This is a genomic window from Nocardia sp. XZ_19_231 (assembly GCF_015355705.1).
Lineage (GTDB): Bacteria > Actinomycetota > Actinomycetes > Mycobacteriales > Mycobacteriaceae > Nocardia > Nocardia salmonicida.
On the sequence record NZ_JACUZI010000001.1, the window covers coordinates 1289248 to 1308673 of the forward strand.

At 68.8% G+C, this 19426-nt stretch carries 20 protein-coding genes; 12 read left to right on the forward strand and 8 right to left on the reverse strand.

Features of this window, described 5'->3' with window-relative positions:
* Positions 1-21: 21 nt before the first annotated feature.
* A complete protein-coding gene (locus tag IBJ82_RS05810) occupies positions 22-327 on the reverse strand; it encodes a thiamine-binding protein (protein ID WP_194824842.1) in 306 nt (101 codons plus the stop codon).
* A gap of 100 nt (positions 328-427) precedes the next feature.
* On the opposite strand from IBJ82_RS05810, the gene IBJ82_RS05815 reads away from it, so the two are divergent.
* From IBJ82_RS05815 to IBJ82_RS05845, 7 genes are all read left to right on the forward strand, one after another.
* A complete protein-coding gene (locus IBJ82_RS05815) occupies positions 428-1423 on the forward strand; it encodes a YafY family protein (RefSeq protein WP_194824843.1) in 996 nt (331 codons plus the stop codon).
* Positions 1420-2403, forward strand: coding sequence for a YafY family protein (locus tag IBJ82_RS05820; RefSeq protein ID WP_194824844.1), 984 nt, complete (start codon positions 1420-1422; stop codon positions 2401-2403). The genes IBJ82_RS05815 and IBJ82_RS05820 overlap by 4 nt, the downstream gene beginning before the upstream one ends.
* Positions 2400-3428, forward strand: a complete 1029-nt coding sequence (locus tag IBJ82_RS05825; RefSeq protein ID WP_194824845.1) for a 2-dehydropantoate 2-reductase — start codon at positions 2400-2402, stop codon at positions 3426-3428. The genes IBJ82_RS05820 and IBJ82_RS05825 overlap by 4 nt, the downstream gene beginning before the upstream one ends.
* Before the next feature lie 92 nt (positions 3429-3520).
* Positions 3521-3793: a Sec-independent protein translocase subunit TatA gene (gene tatA, locus IBJ82_RS05830; RefSeq protein WP_062983426.1), complete on the forward strand. Its 273-nt coding sequence runs from the start codon at positions 3521-3523 to the stop codon at positions 3791-3793.
* 110 nt (positions 3794-3903) lie between these two features.
* Complete coding sequence (gene tatC, locus IBJ82_RS05835) at positions 3904-4857, forward strand: twin-arginine translocase subunit TatC (protein WP_194824846.1); 954 nt, start codon at positions 3904-3906, stop codon at positions 4855-4857.
* Between the two features lie 3 nt (positions 4858-4860).
* Complete coding sequence (locus tag IBJ82_RS05840) at positions 4861-7560, forward strand: RNA helicase (protein WP_194824847.1); 2700 nt, start codon at positions 4861-4863, stop codon at positions 7558-7560.
* 120 nt (positions 7561-7680) lie between these two features.
* Positions 7681-8442 carry a DUF4333 domain-containing protein gene (locus tag IBJ82_RS05845; RefSeq protein WP_194824848.1) on the forward strand — a complete coding sequence of 254 codons (762 nt, stop codon included), beginning with the start codon at positions 7681-7683 and terminating at the stop codon, positions 8440-8442.
* Positions 8443-8529: 87 nt separating this feature from the next.
* Here IBJ82_RS05845 and IBJ82_RS05850 read toward each other — a convergent pair whose 3' ends face one another.
* Entirely contained in the window at positions 8530-9504 is a 975-nt protein-coding gene (locus tag IBJ82_RS05850) for a 5'-3' exonuclease (RefSeq protein WP_194824849.1), read from the reverse strand.
* Positions 9505-9601: 97 nt separating this feature from the next.
* Here IBJ82_RS05850 and IBJ82_RS05855 point away from each other — a divergent pair, with 97 nt between their 5' ends.
* The gene (locus IBJ82_RS05855) at positions 9602-10729 is read left to right on the forward strand and encodes a Xaa-Pro peptidase family protein (protein ID WP_194824850.1); all 1128 of its coding nucleotides are present in this window, start codon (positions 9602-9604) and stop codon (positions 10727-10729) included.
* Between the two features lie 10 nt (positions 10730-10739).
* On the opposite strand, the gene IBJ82_RS05860 is transcribed toward IBJ82_RS05855, so the two are convergent.
* Positions 10740-11138 carry a TIGR03618 family F420-dependent PPOX class oxidoreductase gene (locus tag IBJ82_RS05860; protein WP_194824851.1) on the reverse strand — a complete coding sequence of 133 codons (399 nt, stop codon included), beginning with the start codon at positions 11136-11138 and terminating at the stop codon, positions 10740-10742.
* A 119-nt stretch (positions 11139-11257) separates the two neighbouring features.
* Between IBJ82_RS05860 and IBJ82_RS05865 the strand changes: the two genes are divergently transcribed.
* The 3 genes from IBJ82_RS05865 (at position 11258) to IBJ82_RS05875 (ending at position 14243) form a co-directional block, all read left to right on the forward strand.
* Positions 11258-12010, forward strand: a complete 753-nt coding sequence (locus tag IBJ82_RS05865; protein ID WP_194824852.1) for an SDR family NAD(P)-dependent oxidoreductase — start codon at positions 11258-11260, stop codon at positions 12008-12010.
* Positions 11989-13269, forward strand: coding sequence for a precorrin-6y C5,15-methyltransferase (decarboxylating) subunit CbiE (gene cbiE / locus IBJ82_RS05870; RefSeq protein WP_194825199.1), 1281 nt, complete (start codon positions 11989-11991; stop codon positions 13267-13269). Before IBJ82_RS05865 ends, cbiE begins: the two co-directional genes overlap by 22 nt.
* A gap of 221 nt (positions 13270-13490) precedes the next feature.
* Entirely contained in the window at positions 13491-14243 is a 753-nt protein-coding gene (locus IBJ82_RS05875; protein ID WP_194825200.1) for a cobalt-precorrin-6A reductase, read from the forward strand.
* 6 nt (positions 14244-14249) lie between these two features.
* Here the strand turns inward: IBJ82_RS05875 and IBJ82_RS05880 are convergent, their stop codons facing one another.
* From IBJ82_RS05880 to IBJ82_RS05900, 5 genes are all read right to left on the reverse strand, one after another.
* Positions 14250-14792: a PadR family transcriptional regulator gene (locus tag IBJ82_RS05880; protein ID WP_056809840.1), complete on the reverse strand. Its 543-nt coding sequence runs from the start codon at positions 14790-14792 to the stop codon at positions 14250-14252.
* Between the two features lie 158 nt (positions 14793-14950).
* Complete coding sequence (locus IBJ82_RS05885; protein WP_194824853.1) at positions 14951-15439, reverse strand: ubiquitin-like domain-containing protein; 489 nt, start codon at positions 15437-15439, stop codon at positions 14951-14953.
* A 276-nt stretch (positions 15440-15715) separates the two neighbouring features.
* Positions 15716-17293, reverse strand: a complete 1578-nt coding sequence (cobJ, locus tag IBJ82_RS05890) for a precorrin-3B C(17)-methyltransferase (RefSeq protein ID WP_194825201.1) — start codon at positions 17291-17293, stop codon at positions 15716-15718.
* A 5-nt stretch (positions 17294-17298) separates the two neighbouring features.
* Positions 17299-17934 (reverse strand): precorrin-8X methylmutase, encoded by a 636-nt coding sequence (locus tag IBJ82_RS05895; RefSeq protein ID WP_194824854.1) that lies wholly within the window; start codon positions 17932-17934, stop codon positions 17299-17301.
* Positions 17935-17977: 43 nt separating this feature from the next.
* Entirely contained in the window at positions 17978-18451 is a 474-nt protein-coding gene (locus tag IBJ82_RS05900) for an Lrp/AsnC family transcriptional regulator (protein ID WP_370585163.1), read from the reverse strand.
* Between the two features lie 95 nt (positions 18452-18546).
* On the opposite strand from IBJ82_RS05900, the gene ddaH reads away from it, so the two are divergent.
* Complete coding sequence (gene ddaH / locus IBJ82_RS05905) at positions 18547-19410, forward strand: dimethylargininase (protein ID WP_194824856.1); 864 nt, start codon at positions 18547-18549, stop codon at positions 19408-19410.
* The last annotated feature ends 16 nt before the right edge of the window (positions 19411-19426 follow it).

The following is a 19426-nucleotide window of genomic DNA, read 5'->3' on the forward strand; positions in this document are numbered from 1 at the left end:
TGTCGCATCCACCGGCCAGAACTAGCCGTCGGCGAGAAGGCGCTCGACGGTTTCGACCTTGGTGTTCAGCGCATCCGTGACGCCGGGACGGATGTCGGCCTTGAGGACCAGACTGCAGCGCGGGGCGGTGGCCAGGATGGCGTCGGTGGCGGCCTTGATCACCGCCATCACCTCGTCCCATTCGCCTTCGATGGTGGTGAACATCGCGTCGGTGCGGTTCGGGAGGCCGGAATCGCGGACCACGCGAACGGCCGCGGCGACAGCTTCGCCGACCGAGCCGTCGGCGTGGGCGGAACCGCTGGGGGCGACGGAGAAGGCGACGAGCATCGTGGGTCCTTTCGGTGGGGGCGCTGTCCATGGTCCCCGGCCGCGGCGCAACTGTGCGCCGACGCGCGGGGGAGGGGGCGCGACCATTACCCTCTATCGGGTGGCGATATCCAAGGTCGAGCGGCTGATGAATCTGGTCATCGCGCTGCTGTCGACCAGGCAGTTCCTGAGCGCGGAACGTATTCGCGCCAGTGTGGCCGGTTACGAGGACTCCGCGACCGACGAGGCGTTCAGCCGGATGTTCGAGCGTGACAAGAACGAATTGCGCGATCTGGGCATCCCCTTGGAAGTCGGTCCGGTGGGAAGGTTCTCGACACTCGAGGGGTATCGGATCAACCGGGACGCCTACGAGCTGCCCGATATCGACCTGTCCAGCGAGGAAGCCGCAGCGGTCGCCGTCGCGGTGCAGATGTGGGCCTCGCCGGAATTGGCCGGGGCGGCCGAGGGCGCGCTGTTGAAGTTGCGCGCGGCCGGGGTCACCGTCGAGACCGACAACGTCGGAGTGTCGGTTCCCGCGGTGCCAGCACGCACCCGTGGGTCGGAGCCGGTGCTGCGGGAGCTGCTTGCGGCGATCGACGCGGGGCAGGCGGTGCGTTTCGGCCACCACAGCGCCGTCACCGATCCGTTCGTGACCCGCGATGTCGAACCGTGGGGTGTGGTGACTCGGCACGGGCGCTGGTACCTCGTCGGGCACGACCGCGAACGCGACGCGGTTCGCACGTTCCGGCTGTCGCGGATCGGCGGGCAGGTGCGGCCGTACGGTCCGGTCGACGCGGTGCACAAGCCCGCGCACACCGACCTGCGCGCGATCGTCGACCGGGTCACCGGCGATGCTCCCGTCACCGGGTCGGCCACCGTGTGGGTGGCCAAGGGCCGTGGGCGCGAATTGCGCCGCATCGGCACCGAAGTAGAGACCCGCGATCTGGGCGGTCGCCCCGGCTCGGTGCTCGAGGTGCCGGTCCGATCCAAGGACTGGGTGGCCCGGTTGATCACCGGCCTCGGCCCCGACGTCCTCGTTCTCGAACCACCGGAACTGCGCGCCGACGTGATGGACCGGCTACGGTCGGTACTCGACCACACGGAGGTCACGTCGTGAGTTCGCGCCTTTCCCTACGACTTTCGCGCCTGCTGAACATGGTGCCGTACTTACTCGCGCACCCGGGTATCAGCGCGGCCGAGGCCGCCGCGGAACTGGGTGTCACCACCAAACAGCTGATGAGCGACCTCAACCAGCTGTGGATGTGCGGTTTGCCCGGCTACGGCCCCGGCGATCTGATCGACCTGTCGTTCTCCGAGGAGAGCATCGAGGTCACCTTCTCAGCCGGGATCGAACGGCCGCTGCGGTTGACCTCCACCGAGGCCACCGCACTGCTGGTGGCACTTCGCTCGATCGTGGAGATGCCGGGCATGGTCGACCCGACCGCCGCGCACGCCGCCATCGCCAAGATCGAATCGGCGATCGCCAGCAGCGACGCGGTGGTCGCGGGCAAACCGGTCGAGGTCCCCGTCGAGAAGCCGGTGGTCGCGACCGTGCGCGCCGCGCTGGCCGACGCGCGGGCCCTGCGCCTGGTCTATTACTCCGCCAGTCGCGACGAGGTGTCCGAACGCATCGTCGACCCGATTCGGGTGGTGCTGGTCGACAACAACAGCTACCTGCAGGCCTGGTGCAGGCAGGCCGAAGGCGTTCGCCTGTTCCGGTTCGATCGGATCGAGGACGCCACCGAACTCGACGAACCGGCCCACGCGCCGAGCCACGCCGCCACCGACGCCGCCGCGCTCGACCTGTTCCAGGACGACCCCGACGTGCCGCTGGCCCGGCTGCGGATCCGCGCCGATTACGCGTGGGTGCTCGACCAGTACCCCATGCACCGCATCGAATCACGCGCCGACGGCAGCATCGAGGCGGGTATGCGCTTCGCCTCGCCGGACTGGATGGCCCGGTTGCTGCTCGGCTTCGGTACCGGCGTCTCCGTGCTCGGGCCACCGGAACTGGTGGCGGCCGTGCGCATGCGCGCCGACGCAGCCCTGGCCGCCTACGCGGCCGCCGGACTGGTGGGGGAGACCGAACCCGCGTGAGTCAGCGAGTACTGGTCCTCGGTGCGGGCAGCGTCGGGGTCTTCATCGGCGGTCACCTGGCCGCCGCGGGCATGGAAGTGATCTTCGTCGGCCGTCAGCGCATCCTCGACGACATCGCCGAGCACGGCCTGCGCCTGACCGATCTGGACGGCGGTTCGACCGAGGTCGCACCCGACCGGTTCGGCCTCGCGCTCGAACCCGACGAACCCGAACTGGCCGACCTGGTCCTGGTCACCGTGAAATCGGCCGACACCGCCGCCGCGGTCCGTGCCGTCGCGGGGCGATTACGCCCCGGCACGCCGGTGGTGAGCCTGCAGAACGGCATCGGCAACGACTCTGTGATCAGAGAGATCCTGCCGACCAGCATCGCGCTGGCCGGGATGGTGATGTTCAACGTGGTGCATCGCGGTCGCGGGTGTTTCCACCGCGCCAGCGACGGCGACCTCGCGATCCAGGACGACCAGGTCGTCGACCGCTTCGCCGAACGGTTCCGCGCGGCGGGCCTGCCCCTGCGCCGCCACCGCGACCTGCGTCCGGTGCAATGGGCCAAACTTCTGCTCAATCTGAACAACCCGATCAACGCGCTGTCGGGCAGGCCGCTGCGCGAGGAGCTCGCCGAGCGCGACTTCCGCCGCTGCCTCGCACTCACCCAGTCCGAAGCCCTCGCCGTGATGAACACTGCGCGAATTCGGCCCGCACAGCTCACCCCCGTTCCGCCCGAGTTGATGGTGCATCTACTTCGTGTTCCCGACTCCGTCTTCCGGCGGGTGTTCGGCCGGGTGCTCGCCATCGACCCGCTCGCGCGCTCGTCGATGGCCGATGACCTCGCACTCGGCCGACGCACCGAAATCGCGTGGCTGTGCGGGGAAATCGTGCGCCTCGGCGAGATGGTGGGACACCCGACGCCGGTCAACCGGCGGTTGACGGAACTGATCAGGATCGCCGAGGCCGGCGACACCGCACGGTTCACCGGAACCCGATTGTTCGCGGAGCTGACCGGGGCGGCGGCCGCTGTCTCGGATTGAACGCGTGGCGAACACCGTCGCGGCTGGCCGATCATCGCGGTCCGACGACAGGTAGCATCGGTAATCACCACAGTCTTTGGAGGTATCTGATAATGGGCACGTTCAGCTGGACGCACCTGCTGATCATCGCGTTGCTGTTCGTTCTGCTCTTCGGCGCGAAGCGGCTTCCCGACGCGGCACGCGGTCTGGGCCGCTCGCTGCGCATCTTCAAGAGCGAGGTCGGACAGATGCAGGCGGAGTCGGCGACGTCCGACGCACCGCAGACCACCACGTCCACCCCCGCGCCGCCGCAGCAGTTGTCCGCGTCGGCCCCGCAGGCGCAGACCCCGATCGTCGAACCGCAGCAGGGCCACAAAACCCTCTGACCTCGGCCATCACCCCGGGGCGGTTGTCACCGCCCCGGGGCGAAGTGCTGTCTCGTCAAAAGTTGTCGCCGAGCATCCGCCGAACCGAGGGTTAGAGGCCACCACCCACCATGCGCATCCCGTTCGATCCCCGGCGCACCAAGCGCAGGACGAATCCCGACGGCACCATGTCGTTGGTCGAGCACCTGCAGGAACTGCGCACCCGGCTGCTGCTCGCCCTGGCCGCGATCGCGGTGACCACCCTGATCGGCTTCTTCTGGTACGCGCACACTCTCTTCGGGATGGAGAGCCTGGGCGAAATCTTGCGTGGCCCCTACTGCGCGCTGCCCGCATCGGCGCGGGCGACCCTGACTCCCGACGGCGCCTGTCGACTGCTCGCTACCGGACCTTTCGACCAGTTCATGCTCCGGTTGAAGGTCGGGTTCACCGCCGGTGTGGTGATCGCGACGCCGTTCTGGCTGTATCAGCTGTGGGCGTTCATCACCCCGGGGCTGTATGCCAAGGAACGCAGGTACGCGGTCGGGTTCGTGGTCACGGGCTCGGTGCTGTTCGTGGCGGGCGCTGTGCTGGCCTATGTGGTTGTCTCGCACGCGTTGTCGTTCCTGATGACCATCGGTGACAACGTCCAGATCACGGCGCTCAGCGGTAATCAGTACTTCGGGTTCATCATCCAGTTGCTGATCATCTTCGGCGTCAGTTTCGAGACGCCGTTGATCATCATCGGGCTGAACCTGGTCGGGGTGCTGCCCTACACCAAGCTCAAGGCCTGGCGGCGCGGGATGATCTTCGGCCTGTTCGTCTTCGCCGCGATCGTCACCCCGCAGGACCCGTTCTCCATGCTCGCGCTGGCGATCGCGCTGACCGTGCTGTTCGAGTTCGCGGTGCAGTTCTCGCGGTTCAGCGATGCCCGCAAGGCGCGCAGGGAGGCGAAGGAGGGCTGGGGCCCGCTCGACGACGAACAAGCCTCACCACTGGAGAACCCCGAACCCGTGGCGACCACCGATCCGGTGGGCGAGCCGGAGAAAACCACGCGCCCGGTGTCGGACTACTCCGATACGCTCTGAGGGGTGACCGACACTCCGGGGCTGCCCAGCGAACTGGCGAAATTCGCCGGTGAAATCTCGTTCGATCTGGACCCCTTCCAGAGCACCGCGTGCGCGGCGTTGGAAAACGGGCACAGCGTGCTCGTGTGCGCTCCCACCGGTGCGGGCAAGACGATCGTCGGCGAGTTCGCCGTGCACATGGCACTCGCCTCGGGCGGAAAGTGCTTCTACACCACGCCGATCAAGGCGCTGTCGAATCAGAAGTTCGCCGATCTCACCGCCCGCTACGGCCGCGACAGTGTCGGCCTGCTCACCGGTGACCAGTCGATCAACCCCGGCGCGCCGGTGGTCGTGATGACCACCGAGGTGCTGCGCAACATGCTCTACGCGTCCTCGGACTCGCTGCACGGACTGTCCTATGTGGTGATGGACGAGGTGCACTACCTGGCCGACCGATTCCGCGGCGCGGTGTGGGAGGAAGTGATCCTGCACCTGCCGCCGGACGTGCGACTGGTGAGCCTGTCGGCGACGGTGTCCAATGCCGAGGAATTCGGCGCGTGGATGGAAACCGTGCGCGGCGACACCGCGGTGGTGGTCGACGAGACCAGGCCGGTGCCGCTGTGGCAGCACGTGATGGTCGGCAGGCGGATGTTCGACCTGTTCGACACCAAGTCCAGCGATCGCAAGGTCGTCGTCGACGAAGACCTCGTACGGTTCATCCGTCAGCGGGAGAGCGCCGACCGGATGCACGGCTACGGCGGGCCACGCGGTCGTGGCGGTCGCGGTGGCAACTTCCGTCCGCTGCCCCGACCGGACGTCCTCGCTCGACTCGACGAGGAAAATCTCCTGCCCGCGATCACGTTCATCTTCAGCCGCGCGGGCTGTGACGGCGCGCTGGCCCAGTGCCTGCGCGCCCGGCTCGATCTGAGTCGCCGCGGTGAGATCGCGCAGATCGACGAGATCATCGAGAAGCACACCGGCGATCTGCCCAAGGGCGATCTGGAGGTGCTCGGCTACTGGGAGTGGCGCGAGGCGCTGCACCGCGGCCTTGCCGCCCATCACGCCGGCATGCTGCCCGCCTTCCGGCACACCGTCGAGGAACTGTTCGTCAAGGGAATGGTGCGCGCGGTGTTCGCCACCGAAACCCTGGCGCTCGGCATCAATATGCCCGCCCGCACCGTGGTCCTCGAGCGCCTGGTGAAGTTCAACGGTGAAACCCACGCCGAGCTCACCCCCGGCGAATACACCCAGCTCACCGGTCGCGCGGGCCGGCGCGGCATCGACGTCGAGGGCCACGCGGTAGTGCTGTGGCAGCCCGAGGTCGACACCAGTGCGGTCGCGGGCCTCGCCTCCACCCGCACCTTTCCGCTGCGCAGCTCGTTCCGACCCGGCTACAACATGTCGATCAACCTGATCGATCGCATGGGCGCCCAGGAGGCTCGAACCCTGCTCGAACGGTCGTTCGCCCAGTTCCAGGCCGACCGGTCGGTGGTGGGGCTGGTCCGTGGCATCGAACGCAATGAGGGCGCGCTGCGCAAGCTGGAGAGTCAGCTCGGGGGTGTCGGCGGCGATTTCATGGAGTACCTGTCGCTGCGCGACCGGATCAAGCAGCGTGAGCGCGATATCCAGCAGCAGGGCCGAGCCGATCGGCGCGGCGCGGCGGTGAAAGCGCTGATCGGCTTGCGTCGCGGCGACGTGGTGTCGATCCCGGTGGGCAAACGTTCCGGGCTCGCGGTGATCCTCGAACCCGACCAGACGCCCGGCGACCCGCGTCCACTGGTGCTGACCGAGGACCATTGGGCCGGGCGCGTGTCCGCGGCCGATTTCCCGGAGCCCGCCGAAGCGCTCGGGCGGATGGATCTGCCGCGCCGGGTCGACCACCGAACCGCCCGCATCCGCCGCGATCTGGCCTCGGCGTTGCGCGGCACCGGTATCTCAGCTCCGCGCAGGGGTAAGCGCAACGATCGTGTTCGTGGCGGCGAAGATCGTCAACTCTCGACGCTGCGCCGCAGCCTGCGATCCCATCCCGCGCACGATCGTCCCGATCGCGAGCAACTGAGCCGCACCGGCGAGCGGTATTCGCGGCTCGCCCGCGAAACCGAGACGATGCGCCAGAAGGTTGCCGCCACCACGAACTCGCTGGCGCGCACCTTCGATCGGATCGTCGGGCTGCTCGAGGAACGCGGGTTCGTCGCCCACGGTGAGGTGACCGCCGACGGCAGACGACTGGCCCGGATCTATGCCGAAAGCGATCTCGTGGTCGCCGAGGCCTTGCGTCAGGGTCTGTGGCGCGGACTCGGGCCGGCCGAGCTCGCCGCGGTGGTATCGACGCTGGTCTACGAATCGCGCCAGGAGGCCGGCCTGCTGACGCCTGCGGGGCCGACCGATCCGATCCGCCGGGCGATCGCGGCCACCATCGAAGTGTGGTCGGACCTGCGCTCCGACGAGGCGCGGCACAAACTTCCGCCCACCCGCGAACCCGATCTGGGGTTCGTCACCGGGGTGTACAAATGGGCGCGTGGTGACGCGTTGGCCGAGGCGTTGCTGGCCAGTGGCGACCAGGGCACCACGATGTCGGCGGGCGATTTCGTGCGGTGGTGCAGGCAGGTGATCGACCTGCTCGATCAGATCCACAACACCGCCGACGACCCCGAGGTCGCGTCCACCGCGGCCAAGGCGGTGCGCGCCGTGCGGCGGGGTGTCGTCGCCGTGGACGCCGCGTAGTCGGGACGTCTGTGATTTGATTTCTTCGCGTACCGACCGTGAGGCGGATGTCGTGCGAATGCGGCAGGCCCGGCGCGGGGGGCTACCGTATGGACTAATAATGCGAGTGGAGGCGAGTGGATGAGCGGCCCTTACGGACCGAACAACCCCGGGGAGGGGAATAACGATCCCACCCAGCACTGGGGGGGTCAGCAGGGGGCCGGTGGCGCCGGTCCCACTCAGCACTGGGGTGGCGCGCAACAGCCGCCGCAACAGGGCGCCCAGCCCACCCAGCAGTGGGGAGACCCGAGCCAGCAGCAGCCCCAGCAGCCGCAGCAGCAGTGGGGACAACAGCCCCAGCAGCCGCAGCAGCCGTGGGGTCAGCAGCCGCAGCAGGGTGGCGTGCCGCCGCAGCAACCGACCGGACCGCAGCAGCAGTGGGGTCAGACCCAGCCGCCTCCGCAGGACTGGAACAACCCCGCCGCCAACCCGCAGCAGCAGTGGGGCCAGCAGCCCCCGCCGCAGCAGCAGTGGGGGCAGCAGCCGGCACCGCAGCAGCCGTGGGGCCAGCAGCCGCAGCAGTCCTCCGGTGGCAAGAGCAAGGGTCTGATCATCGGGCTCGTGATCGCGGGCGTGCTCGTGGTCGCCGCGGTCATCGGCCTGCTCCTGGTCGTGTTCTCCTCCGACGAACTCGACAACGTGGCCGTGCAGGACGGTGTCTCGCGCGTGCTGAAGGATTCCTACGGCATCGCCGACGTCTCCGATGTCAGCTGCCCCTCCGGTCAGGCGGTGGAGGTCGACGCGACCTTCACCTGCGACCTGAAGGTCAGCGGTGAGGCGAAGAAGGTCACCGTCAAGATCACCAAGGACGATGGCACCTACGAGGTCGGCCGCCCGAACTAGGCGCTCGCACTACGTTTTCCGGGCCGTCCGCGACTACGCGGGCGGCCCGGTGTCGTTGACAGGGTCGACGGTGGTTCCGCCGCCGGGTCAGTCGGCGTGTGCCGCGGTCAAGGCGGTGACCAGGCGGGTGATGGGGCTCTCGGCGTTGTACTCGGTAGCCAACGCGAGCAGCCGGTCGGGGTCGACGGGGGTGGCGGGCAACACATCCGGACGCGACAGGTTGACCTCGGCGTCGCGGACCACCCGCACCACCGGTGCGGCGACCTTCAGATAATCCTGCGCGGCAACGAGTTTCGCGCGCACACCCTTGGCGATATCGGAACCCGGATCGGCGACGGCATCCATGAGCGCGTCGAGCGAACCGAACTTCGTGATCAGTTGGGCGGCGGACTTGTCACCGATGCCCGCCACTCCGGGCAGGCCGTCGGAGGCGTCGCCGCGCAACGTCGCCATGTCGGCGTAGGCCGGGCCCGCATTCTGTTCGGGCACACCGTATCTCGCCGACAACTCCGCGGGGCCGAACAGTTCGGCCTTGGCCAGGCCGCGGCCGACGTAGAGCACACGAACCGGTGGGGCGGGCTCGTCGCGCACCAACTGCAGCAGATCGCGGTCACCGCTGACGACGACAACCGGATCGGTGCGCTCCCTGCTCGCGAGCGTGCCGAGTACATCGTCGGCTTCGAGGCCTTCCGCGCCGCCGGTGGCGATGCCCGCCGCAGCCAGCACCTCGAGGATCATCTCGACCTGCGGGGTGAGGGTGTCGGGCACCTCCTCCGCGCCGGGCGCCGCACTGGTGCTCGTATCGAGCCGATGCGCCTTGTACGAGGGCACGAGAGCCACCCGGAACGGGGGCCGCCAATCGAGATCGAGCCCGACGACGAGCCTGCTCGGGCGATGCTTGGTGACCAGCGAGGCCACCATGTCGGTGAATCCGCGCAGCGCGTTCACCGAGCGGCCGTCCGCGCCCCTGAGCTTGTCGGGGATGGCGTAATAGGCGCGGAACCAGAGGCTGGCGCCGTCGAGGATCAACAGGGGTCCACGGGTGCTCTCGTCAGCGGTCACCCGCTGATTGTGCCCCGAACCACCGACACCGTGCCCGTAGCCGTGCCGACGGGCTTCGGTGGCTGGCGTCGGCTCGGGGCGGGTAACGTCGGATCCTATGAGCGCGCACACGGATGCCAGGTTCGCGGCGAAGGTCTACGGTCAGCGTCTGGAGCGGGCGGTCGAGTTGATGCGTGCGGCGCATCTGGACGCCCTGCTGATCACCCCGGGGCCCGATCTGCGCTACCTGATCGGTTCGGCCGCGGAATCCTTCGAGCGACTCACCTGCCTGGTGATCCCGGCCGACGGCTCGACACCGTCGGTGGTCATCCCGAAACTCGAGTTGGCCTCCCTCGGCGATTCCGCCGCGGGCGAACTCGGCCTGCGGGTGCTCGACTGGGTCGACGGCGTCGACCCGTATCAACTGGTCCGCTCGATCCTGCACGCCGGCTCCCGCATCGCGGTCGCCGATGCCATGCCCGCACTGCACCTGATCCCGCTCGCCGAATCGACGACCGGGCTGCCCGCCTCGGCGACGCCGGTGCTGCGTGAGTCACGAATGATCAAGGACGAGGCCGAGATCGACGCGCTGCGCCGAGCGGGCGCGGCCATCGACCGCGTGCACGCGCGGATGGGCGAATTCCTGCGGGCGGGTCGCACCGAGGCCGAGGTGAGTGCCGACATCACCGCCGCGATCGTCGAGGAAGGCCATACCGAGGCGGCCTTCGTCATCGTCGGCAGTGGCCCGCACGGCGCCGACCCGCACCACGAGGTATCCGAACGCGTCATCGAACAGGGCGACGTGGTCGTCATCGATATCGGCGGCCCGGTCGAGCCCGGCTACTACTCCGACTCGACCCGCACCTACGTGCTCGGAACCCCGAGCCCGCGGATCGTCGAGCAGATGGCGGTCCTCGAGGCCGCCCAGGCCGCGGCGGTGGCGGCGGTGCGGCCAGGGGTGAGCGCGGAGTCCATCGACGCCGCCGCCCGCGCCGTGCTCGCCGACGCGGGCCTCGCCGAGGCCTTCATCCACCGCACCGGGCACGGCATCGGCCTGTCGGTGCACGAGGAGCCCTACATCGTGGCGGGCAACGACCTGGTGCTCGAACCGGGCATGGCGTTCAGCATCGAACCGGGCATCTACTTCCGCGGCGAATGGGGCGCGCGGATCGAGGACATCGTGGTCGTCACCGACAACGGTGTGGAGTCGATGAACAACCGGCCGCACGGTCTGACGGTGTTGTAAGCGGCACCGGCTATTTCAGCGTGCTCGACGACAGCACCCGGCGCACCTGGATCGCGACGACGACGCGCGTCGGATTCTCGCGCGGCACCCGGTAGCGCTCGGTGTAGCGGCGCACGGCCTCGGCGACGTCGGCGCTGTCGTCGAGCACCGTCGCCGGTCCTTCGAGGGTGAGCCAGCGCGGCCCCTCGACCTGGCTCACCGCCGCGTAGCCGTTGCGTCCGGCATTGCGCGCCTTCACCGACGCGCCGTCGGTGATCACGCGGGCGATCCCGCTCTCGGGATCCCAGGTGAATCCCACCGCGACCACGTGGGGGGTGCCGTTGGCGCGCAGCGTGGTGAGCGTGGCCAGGTGCCGCTCGGTGACGAACTCGATGGCGGCGGGGGACAGCTGTGCGGTGGTGGTCGGCATACCGGAAACGGTAGCCGGGCCGACCAGCGGTGACCCCCTCGGGTTTCGGCCGTCGGGCATCTGCGCGCCATCGGGGCGGGCCGAATCCGACAACCTCGGCCGGATGACAGACTGGCGCCATGGGAATGCAGCAGAACGATGGGCCGGTGCTGGTCCTGGGCGGGCGCAGTGAGATCGGCCTCGAGGTGGCGACCAGGCTGGCACCCGGACGGGTGGTGATCCTGGCGGCCCGTCGCGCCGACGCGTTGGACGCCGAGACCGAGCAGGTGCGCGCGGCGGGCGCGACCGCCGTGCACACTGTGGAATTCGACGCCGACGAGACGGCCACCCACGCGCCGCTGCTCGACAAGCTCGCGGCCGAGCACGGCGGCATCGCGACCGCGGTGCTCGCGTTCGGCGTTCTCGGCGATCAGGACCGTGCCGAACACGACCCGGCGCACGCGGTGGCCGTCGTGCACACCGACTACGTCGCCCAGGTCAGCGTCCTGACCACCCTTGCCAACCTGATGCGCGCGCAGGGATCCGGCCAGATCGTCGTCTTCGGCTCCATCGCGGGCGTCCGCGTGCGCCGGGCGAACTACGTCTACGGTTCGGCCAAAGCGGGCCTGCACGGCTTCGCCGGCGGCCTCGGTGACGCCCTGCACGGCACCGGTGTGCAACTGCTGCTGGTGCGCTCGGGCTTCGTGATCGGCCGAATGACCACCGGCATGGACCCCGCCCCCATGTCCAGCACTCCCGGCCAGGTCGCCGACGCCGTCGTCCGCGGCCTCGGCAAGGGTGCGACCCGAGTGGTGGTACCCGGTCGGCTGTCGCTGGCATTCTTCGTGATGGGCCTGATCCCGCAATCCGTCTGGCGCCGGATGCCACGGTGACCGAGACGGAAGCCGTCGGCTGGACCGGCGAGCCGATCATCGTGGCCGGCATCGGCGCCGATGGCTGGTCCGGGCTGGGGCAGGCGGCCCGACAGGCGGTCAGCGACTGCGACGTGGTGTTGGGATCCCCACGTCAACTGGCGCTGCTCCCGGCGAGCGATATCGAACGCGTGCCGTGGCCGACGCCCCTGTTGCCCGCGCTACCGGAGTTGTTCGCGCGCAACGTGGATCGACGCATCGGCGTCCTGGCCAGCGGTGATCCCATGTTCTACGGTATCGGCGTCACCCTGGCCCGCCGGTTCGGCCCGGCGGCACTGCGTGTGTTCCCGCAGCCGTCCTCGGCCTCGCTGGCGTGCGCCCGGCTCGGGTGGCCACTGGCCGAAACTCCGGTGGTGAGCGTGGTTGCCCGGCCATTGCCCACCGTCCTGCCCGAATTGTCCGAAGGTCGAAGGATTCTCGTCCTGAGCGAAGACGAGACCACGCCGAGCAGAATCGCGGAATTGCTGCGCGACAACGGGTTCGGCGCCTCGACGTTGACCGTCCTCGAACAACTCGGCGGCCCCGCCGAGCACCTGCGCGCCGGTCCCGCGGCCGCGTGGCCACACTCCTGCGGCGACTCACTCAACATCGTCGCCATCGACTGCCGTGCCGATCCCGACACACGCCGCGACACGCGCCTGCCCGGCTTGGCCGACACTGCCTTCGCCGGTGACGGCCAACTCACCAAATCCGAGGTCCGCGCGCTCACCGTCACCGCTCTCGCCCCCGCACCGGGGGAAATGCTGTGGGATATCGGCGGCGGCTCGGGCAGCATCGCCATCGAATGGTGTCGCACGCATCCACTGTGCCGCGCGGTCACGTTCGAACGACTGCCTGCTCGTCGCGAACAAATCGCGACCAATATCGATGCCCTCGGGGTGCCGGGAATAACGATCCGCGGCGAAGTGCGCTCAGAGTTAGCCGAAGAAACGATCACGACGCCCGACGCCATATTTCTCGGTGGCGGCCTCACCCAGGACGGCATGTTCGAGCGGTGCTGGCAATACCTGCGCCCCGGCGGCCGCCTGGTCGCCAACGCGGTCACCGCGGAATCGGAAGCGCTGCTGCTCGACTGGTCTGCCGGGTTCGGCGGGACCCTGCGCAAATTCCAGATCTATCGAGGCGAACCGCTCGGCGGGTTCACGGCCTGGCGACCACACCTGCCGGTCGCCCAGTGGATTGTCCGAAAACCCGCTGGTCGCCGGAGTGTGGACCCGTAGTCCCGATCACGATCAGATCACGCGCAGATCACGATGAATCCGTTGTCGCAGGGTCCGCGCGCCGTAAAAGTTTCGGACCGAACGTGTAGAACCCTCGGCTCGGGGGTAGGGTCGTTGCCGTTCCGGGTAATCCCCCCGGTTCGCTTTTCCACGATGGAGAGTTACATGAAGTACTCGAAGTTCGATGGCGATGCAGGTGCCGATGATTTCGGAGGGTTGTCCTGAGAGTTCTGATCCTCGGCGGCACCGGTGAGGCCAGGGAGTTGGCGCGCAGAGCGTCCGGCGAGCGTGGACTCGACATCGTGTCCTCCCTCGCGGGTCGTGTCGCCAACCCGCGGCTGCCGGTCGGAGCGGTCCGTGTGGGTGGGTTCGGTGGTGTCGAGGGCCTCCGAACGTGGCTACGCGAGAATGCGATCGACGCTGTCGTGGACGCCACCCATCCCTTCGCCGCGCAGGTGAGCGCGCACGCGGCCACGGCCGCGGCCGACCTGGACATCCCCGCGCTGCATCTGCGCCGCCCGGAGTGGGTGCAGCGGCGCGGTGACCTGTGGACCAGAGTGCCCGATCTCGCGTCGGCGGCCGCGGCGCTGACCGCCCGCGACGAACAGGTGCTGCTGACCATCGGCCGCCAGGGGGTCGGCGCGTTCGTCGGGTGCACGGGGCACGGCTTCGTCATCCGCTCCATCGACGCCCCCCAAGTCCCGCTGCCGCCGCGCTCCAAACTGCTGCTGGCGCGTGGGCCGTTCACTTTCGATGAAGAACTCGTGCTGATGTCGCGTCATCGCATCGATGTGCTGGTCACCAAGAACAGTGGTGGTGAGCAGACCGAGGCGAAGATCTTCGCCGCCCGTACCGCGGGTCTACCGGTGATCATGGTCGACCGGCCGCCGCTGCCCTCGGGCGCGGCCACCGTGGCCGAGGTCGGGGACGCCGTCGAGTGGTTGCGCCAGTCCGCCTCGCACCGGGTGCGCTGAACCCGGTCAGTGGGGCTGGGGCGGTGTGAAGATCGTCGGCAACTGGTCGAACCAGTGCAGAACCGCTCGCTCGTAGGCGATACCGAACTCGAGGGTCGCTCGCTGGTGCGGTGCCAGGGCGGTTTCGTCCTCGTCGAGGTAGCGGTCGAGGCGATCCTGATGAATGTTCTTGTTGGCCGCGATGATTCGATCGCGATGAGCCGGATCCAGGTGCTCACCGAAGGACAGCGTGAGCAGCAGCGGCACCCGGATGGTCTCGGCGCCCGGATCGCGCCCGATCCACTCGGCGAACGCGTCGCGCCCGATATCGGTGATCCGGTACGGCGTGCGTTCCCTGGCGCCGCGTTCGCCCTTGGTCACCAGGCCTGCGGCGTCCATCGTGGACAGTTCGCGGTAGACCTGGCTCTGCGTGATCGTCCAGAAGTCGCCGATGCGTTGCTGGGCCTGCGTGGCGAGATCCCAGCCCGACTTCGGACCCTCGTGCAGGAACCCGAGTAGCGAGGCCGCGGTGGAGTTCAGCGGGCGGCGTCGTGTCGCGATGTCGGTCAACGGTCAACTCCCTTCGAACTACATTCCTAAGTGGAATGTTACGCCTGAGTGGGCGGTCCACCAATAGTGCCGGTGTTGCGGTGTGTTCGCCGGACCGGGGGCGCGGCGGTGGTGCTCGCGCGCTGAGCACCACCGCCGCGGTGATCGACCCGTCAGGCTCAGGCCAAAGCGAGGTTCACGACGTCACCGTCGGCCAGTTCGTAGGACGCCAGGGTATTGGAGTCCTCGAGCTTGACCTCGCTCTCGGTGACGAGCTGCTGCTCGGCCGCCGGAACACCGGTCTGTTCCTGGATGAGCGCCTTCAGGTCCTTGACGGTCGCCGTGGTGTCGACATCGACCGCGATGGGCTCGCCGTCCAGGCCGTTGACCGTCAAAGTGATGCTGGTCGCGTTCTCGGCGAGCGGAAGCCCTGGCAGACCCGGCAGGCCGGGCAATCCGGGCGCCGCGGGTGCGGCGGGTGCCGCAGGTGCGGCCGGCGCTTCGGGAGCGGCGGGTGCCGCGGGCGCAGCGGGCGGGGCCGGTGGGGCCGGCTGGGCCGACGCGATCCCGGCGACGGGAACCGCCATGGCGGCGGCTATCAGGCCGACCGTCACGCCGCGTCGTAATCGGGTACCGAGGGCGTTCTGTGCGTGGTGCTGAACTCTCATCGTGGTGAATCCTTTCATCGTCCACGGGGGACGCGTTGGGGAATCGAACCAGGAAACGAGCTGTCATACTCTTGTGCTTACGGGCAAGCCCGCGGAACCAGTGTGCCATCGCACGTGCGTCTCGTCTGGCCTCGCAGACCGAGCGGGTCGCCGAGGATCGCGGTGGTCGCGGTCGGCCGTGGGGTCGCCGGAGTGGCCGCCGTGCGGATTCGTCGGCTGCTCGGCGCGGGTGGTGCGGGGTACCGACCGTGCGGTTTGCTGATTGTCCGGTGCGGACTACCGGCTCTCTACCGACCCGTACCTGCGTGAGGTGAAAACGCGGGTGCCTTCCGGCGTGTCGAAGGTGGTGGTGGTCGACGATCCGATGATCAGCAAGGTGCGCATGTCCACCTCGTCCGGGTCGAGCTCGCCCAGGGTGGTCACCCGAACCGATTCGGTCGGCCCGCCGACATCGCGGCCGAGCACCACCGGCGTCTGCGGCGGGCGATGTTCGAGCAGCACCTCGCGCATGGCGCCGACCTGCCAGCGGCGTTGCGAGGAGGCCGGGTTGTAGATCGCGATGGCCATGTCGGCCGCGGCTACCGCCGAAAGGCGTTGTGCGACAACCTCCCACGGCTTGAGTCGGTCCGACAGCGAGATCATGGCGTAGTCGTGCCCGAGCGGGGCGCCGACGCGGCTCGCCACCGCGTTGGCGGCTGTCAGTCCGGGCAGCACCCGCACGGGGACATCCTTGAACTGTGGTTCGGCCGATACCTCGAGCACGGCCGCCGCCATGGCGAAGACGCCGGGGTCGCCGGAGGAGACGACAGCGACGCGAGCGCCGCGCTTGGCGAGGTCGAGTGCCATCGCGGCCCGCTCGGATTCGACCTTGTTGTCGCTGGCGTGCCTGCGCTGACCGGCTCGCTCGGGCACCCGATTGATGTAGGTGGTGTACCCGACGAGGTCGGTCGCCGCGGCCAACGCGGCGCTGACCTGCGGCGTCGTCCAATCGGCATCACCTGGACCGAGGCCGACGACCACCACTTCGCCGGCTTCGACATCGGGCGCAGTAGTAGCGCCATCGGACGCCGCGGCCGCATCGATGGCCACGGGCCGCTCGTGGAAATTCGCGCCGCGAGCGGGAATCGGGGTGGTGGGTGTCGGACCGGGGACGAGCGTGATCGAGAAGTACGGCACGTCCGCCTCGTCGACATCGGCCGCGGCGAGTACCCGCTGACGGGTGCTGCTCGCGCGTTCGACGTAGTACGCGTCCTTCAGACGACCGGAATCCGACAGCGCCTGGCGCACACCGGGAAACGTGCGACCCAGCTTCATGATCGCGGCGGCGTCGGTCTCGCGCAGGCGCTGGGTCAGCTCGTCGACGGGCATCGTGCCGGGCAGCACCGTGAGCACCTGCTCGCCCTCTACGAGAGGAGTGCCCAGCGCCGCCGACGCCGCACTGACCGAGGTGATGCCGGGAACGATCTCGGCATCGAACCGATCGGCCAGCCGCCGGTGCATGTGCATATAGGAGGAGTAGAACAGCGGATCACCGGCGGCGAGTAGCGCGACGGTGCGCCCCGCGTCCAGGTGGGCGGCCAGCCGTGCGGCCGCCTGCTCGTAGAACTCGTCGATCGCGCCCTGATACCCACCGGGATGATCGGTGGTCTCCACCGTCACCGGGTAGACGAGGTGCTCCTCGATCTGTCCGGCGCGCAGGTACGGCGCCGCGATGGCGCGGGAGATGCTGCGCCCGTGCTTGGCGCTGTGGAACGCGACCACATCGGCTTCGGCGATGAGCCGGGCGGCCTTCACCGTCACCAGTTCCGGGTCGCCGGGGCCGAGGCCGATACCCCACAATTTGCCGGTGCTGATCTCACTCACTCCTGTTCGCTCGCAATCGCATTCAGTGCCGATGCGGTGATCGCGCTGCCGCCCCGCCTACCGCGCACGGTCAGATATTCGATACCGCCGAAGTCGATCAGCGCCTGCTTGGATTCGGCGGCCCCGATGAACCCCACCGGAATGCCGATGATCGCGGCGGGTCGCGGCGCACCGGCGTCGAGCATGTCGAGCAGGTGGAACAGCGCGGTCGGTGCGTTGCCGATGGCCACCACCGCGCCGTCGAGCTGGTCGCGCAGGAGTTCCAGGGCCGCCACCGAGCGGGTGTTGTCCAGTCGCGCGGCGAGTGCGGGCACCCGAGGATCGGTGAGGTGGCACAGCACCGCGTTGTCGGCGGGCAGGCGCTTACGGGTCACCCCCGAGGCCACCATATTGGCATCGCAGATGATCGGCTTACCCGCGTGCAGCGCGGCGCGCGCGGCGGCGACCACGCCGGGGGAGTAGGCGATGTCGGGAGCCAGGTCGACCTGCCCGCAGCCGTGGATCATCCGCACCGCCACCCGCTCGACATCGGCGGGGAAACCGGCGAGATCGGCCTCGGCGCGGATCGTCGCGAACGAGCGCCGATAGATCTCGGCCCCGTCGGTGAGGTAGTTGGCACGCACGTCGGACATGCCGGTAACCCTAGAACCTGGGTCTGACGTGGTGTCCGGCGGCTCAGGTGCGGGGGCGTTCGAGAATGCGTGACATCACCAGCGAGCTGCGGGTGCGCCCGACGCGCGCGTTCTCCCTGATCCGTTCGACCGTCACCTCGATCTCGGCCATATCGGTGGCCATCACGTGCACGAGCGCGTCGGCCTCGCCCGCGATCGTCCACACCCCGACGACCTGCGGAATCGGTTCCAGGGTGCGGCGCAGCTCGGCCGGGGAGATGTTGTCGCGGTAGTAGACCTCGACGTATGCCTCGGTCTTCCAGCCGAGTGCGGCCGGGTTGACCTGGGCGGTGAACCCCGTGATCTGCCCGCTCGCGACCATCTTGTCCACCCGTCGCTTCACGGCGGGCGCCGAGAGGCCGACCACCGAACCGATTTCCTGGAACGAGGCGCGGGCGTGGACGAGCAGCTCCGCGAGAATGCGCCGATCGATATCGTTCACGTCGCTCCTTCGATTGTTCACGCAACGATTCCCCATTCTTGCACTGATATGCACAACGAAACGGTGTTCCCCGCGCAACGGAACGGCGATTACGGTCGTAGAAACCATCCGCGCAGCCACCAGGAGTCCTGATGACCGCCGCTAGCCCCCTTCGTGTATCAGCACCGGCGCGGACCGCCTCGCCGCGCCGCTACGTGCTGTGCCGCCCCGACCATTTCGAGGTCACCTACGCGATCAACCCGTGGATGGACCCGGCCGCCCCGGTCGATCGGGCACGCGCACTCGCCCAGTGGGAGATCCTGCGCGCGAGGCTGGAAGCACACGGGCACACGGTGGAAACAGTGCCCGGCGAACCCGGCCTGCCGGATATGGTCTTCGCGGCCAACAGCGGCATCGTGATCGGTGGACACGCACTCTCGGCACGATTCGCCCACCCCGAACGTGCCGCCGAGGGCCCTGCCTTCCATCAGTGGTTCGCCGCCCGCGAACTGCGTGCACTGGCCGCCGCGGCCGAAACCAATGAGGGAGAGGGCGACTTCGCGTTCGCCGGGCAGCGGATTCTGGCCGGCGTCGGGTACCGCTGTTCGTTGTCCGCGCACGCGGAGGTGGAGCGGTATTTCGATGTGCCGGTGGTGTCCCTCGAACTGGTCGACCCGCGCTTCTATCACCTCGACACCGCACTGATGGTTCTAGACGACACCACCATCGCCTACTACCCGGCCGCGTTCAGCCCCGCCGCTCGCGATGTGCTGACCGCGCTCTACCCGGCCGCGATCCTCGCCGACGACAACGACGCGCTCTGCTTCGGTTTGAACGGACTCAGCGACGGTGAACACGTCTTCCTCGACCCCGGCGCCACCGGACTCATCGCCCAGCTGCGCGAGCGCGGATTCGTTCCGGTCCCGGTCGACATGTCCGAACTGCGCAAGGGCGGCGGCGGCGTGAAGTGCTGCGTGCTCGAGCTGCACACCCGCCGCGACACGACCGTGGGCTAGCCGAGCGGGCGCCGGG